The organism is Archangium sp., assembly GCF_036388035.1.
In the GTDB taxonomy this organism is placed as follows: Bacteria; Myxococcota; Myxococcia; order Myxococcales; family Myxococcaceae; genus Archangium.
Genome location: NZ_DASVSO010000674.1, coordinates 1 through 2,760, shown reverse-complemented (window position 1 = coordinate 2,760; position 2,760 = coordinate 1). Strand labels below are relative to the sequence as shown.

General features: G+C 68.1%; 2 protein-coding genes. One reads left to right on the top strand and one right to left on the bottom strand.

Annotation, left to right across the window (positions count from 1 at the left end; translation table 11 throughout):
• A partial coding sequence (locus VF697_RS27405) for an ATP-binding protein (protein WP_331099678.1) occupies window positions 1-1,519 on the top strand: 1,519 nt, incomplete at its 5' end.
• Window positions 1,520-1,537: 18 nt separating this feature from the next.
• On the opposite strand, the gene VF697_RS27400 is transcribed toward VF697_RS27405, so the two are convergent.
• The coding region (locus tag VF697_RS27400; RefSeq protein WP_331099677.1) for an NAD(P)/FAD-dependent oxidoreductase at window positions 1,538-2,760 on the bottom strand (1,223 nt) is incomplete at its 5' end.

Genomic DNA, 2,760 nt, shown 5'->3' with positions numbered 1-2,760 from the left:
CTCCCAGTGGGTGCTCGGCTGGACGAACGAGCAGAAGCGGGCCGCGCTGAAGGCCGAGGTGCACGCGGTGGAGGTGCGCACCCGGGAGGCCGCCGCGCGCTGGCAGGCGCTGGAGTCCCAGCGCAAGGCGTTGCAGAGCCGCGGCGAGTCGCTGAGCCAGCTCGCCGTCTTCGAGTCCTTCCGCGAGCTGGACTGGCGGAGCGTCGCCACCGAGCTCCAGCACCTGGAGGAGCAGCTGCGCGAGCTGGAGTCCGCTTCCAACGTGCTGCGCACGCTCGAGCAACAGCTCGGCAAGCTCGAGCGCGAGCTGAAGCGGACGGAGGAGCAGCTGAAGGAGGTGGAGAAGCTCCAGACACGCCTGGACGTGCAGGAGGAGAGCGCACGCAAGGTGCTGGCCCGAGGCGAGCAGGCCCAGCGGGAGGCCACCGAGGCGCTGCGGGCGTGCTACCCGCGTGTGGCGGCCCTGTGCGCCGAGAAGTGGGGGAGCGCTCCCCTCGATGTCGAGGCCTGCGACGAGCGCGAGCGGCAGGTGCGGGAGGAGCTCCAGCGGCGTGTCGACACCGAGAGCAAGCAGCTCGAGCGGATGCGGGACGCCATCATCCGCGCCATGCAGTCCTACCGGGCGGACTTCCCACTGGAGACGCAGGAGGTGGACGCGAGCCTGGACGCCGCGGGCGAGTACTGGGCCATGCTGGACTCACTGTGCAAGGACGGCCTGCCCGGCTTCGAGGCGCGCTTCAAGAGCCTGCTGAACGAGAACACCATCCGCGAGGTGGCCAACTTCCAGGCCCAGCTTCATCGCGAGCGCCAGGACATCCGCGAGCGCATCGAGACCATCAACCGCTCGCTGCGGGCCATCGACTACAATCCCGGTCGCTACATCGTCCTGGAGCCCGCCGCGAGCGCGGACCCGGACGTGCGGGACTTCCAACATGACCTGCGCGCGTGCACGGAAGGCGCGCTCACGGGCTCGGAGGATGACGCGTACTCGGAGAAGAAGTTCCTCGACGTCAAACGCATCATCGAGCGCTTCCGGGGACGCGAGGGAAACACGGAGCTGGACGCTCGGTGGACCCGCCGGGTGACGGACGTCCGCAACTGGTTCAGCTTCTCGGCCTCGGAGCGCTGGCGCGAGGATGACGTCGAGCACGAGCACTACACGGACTCGGGTGGCAAGTCCGGCGGCCAGAAGGAGAAGCTCGCCTACACGGTGCTGGCCGCGAGCCTGTCCTACCAGTTCGGCTTGCAGTGGGGGGAGACGCGCTCGCGCTCGTTCCGCTTCGTCGTCATCGACGAGGCCTTCGGCCGTGGCTCGGATGAATCGGCGGCCTACGGGCTGGAGCTCTTCCGCCAGCTCAACCTGCAGCTGCTCATCGTGACACCCCTGCAGAAGATTCGCGTCATCGAGCCGTACGTGGCGAGCGTGGGCTTCGTGCACAACGACGCGGGGCAGAGCTCCAAGGTCCGCAACCTCAGCATCGAGGAGTACCGTGCCGAGCGCGAGGCCCGCAGCGCATGAGCGGGGCCTCGGTGCGCGTCAGGCGGCCTCGCGAGACCCCGTCGCCTCGCGCTGGGCCTTTCCGACTCCCGTCGTCGCCGACCTCGGCGCGCGGGAGAACTCCATCGTGCCATCGTCGACCTTGCCGAAGCGCAGCGTGAGCAGATCGAGCACGTAGTTCTGGTAGAGCCGCCACGGCCGCTTCGAGCCCTGCTTCGGCATCAGCTCGAGCGCCCGCTGGACGTAGCCCGACGAGAAGTCGAGGAACGGCTGCTCCTCGACCGTGGGATCATGGCGCGGCGTACAGGTCGTGTCGCCGTGCCGCTCCATGTGGTTGAGCAGCCGGCAGACATACTCGGAGGTGAGGTCCACCTTCAGCGTCCACGACGCGTTGGTGTAGCCGAACGAGTAGGCGAGGTTCGGCACGCCGCTGAACATCATGGCCTTGTAACAGAGGCTCTTCGACAGGTCGCGCCGCTCACCGTCGACGCTGAACTCGATGTCGCTCAGCAGCTGCAACTTGAGTCCCGTGGCGGTCACGATGACATCCGCCTCGAGCTCCTGGCCAGAGCGGAGCTCGAGCCCCTTCTCCGTGAACGTCTCGATGTGATCGGTGACGACCGAGGCGCGGCCCTGCTTGATCGCGCTGAACAGGTCGGCGTCGGGGACGAGGCAGACGCGCTGGTCCCACGGGTTGTAACGCGGCGTGAAGTGGGTCGCGACGTCGTAGTCGGGACCGAGCTGCTCGCGCACCAGGCGGATGAGGAACTCCTTGATCCGCTCGGGCCGCTTCCGCGCCAGGTTGTAGAAGAGCATGCTGAGGAGCACGTTCTTCCACCGCGTGATCGCATAGGCGAGCTTCACCGGCAGGTAGCGGCGCAGCCCATTGGCGATGGGGTCCTCGGCCGGGCGCGACATGACATAGGTCGGCGAGCGCTGAAGCATGGTGACGTGCGCGGCCGTCTTGCTCATCTCGGGCACGAGGGTGACGGCGGTCGCGCCGCTGCCGATCACCACGACGCGCTTGTTCTGGTAGTCCAGGCGCTCCGGCCAGAACTGCGGATGGACGAGGGTGCCCTGGAAGCGCGCCTCGCCGGGGAACTCGGGCCGGTGGCCCTCGGCGTAGTTGTAGTAGCCGCTGCACATGAGCAGGAAGTCGCAGGTGAAGCGGACGCGCTCCTTCTCGGGCCCGCGCTCGACCTCGACCGTCCAGCGGGCCTCCTCGGATGACCAGGAGGCCCGCTTGACGTGGTGGCGGAAGC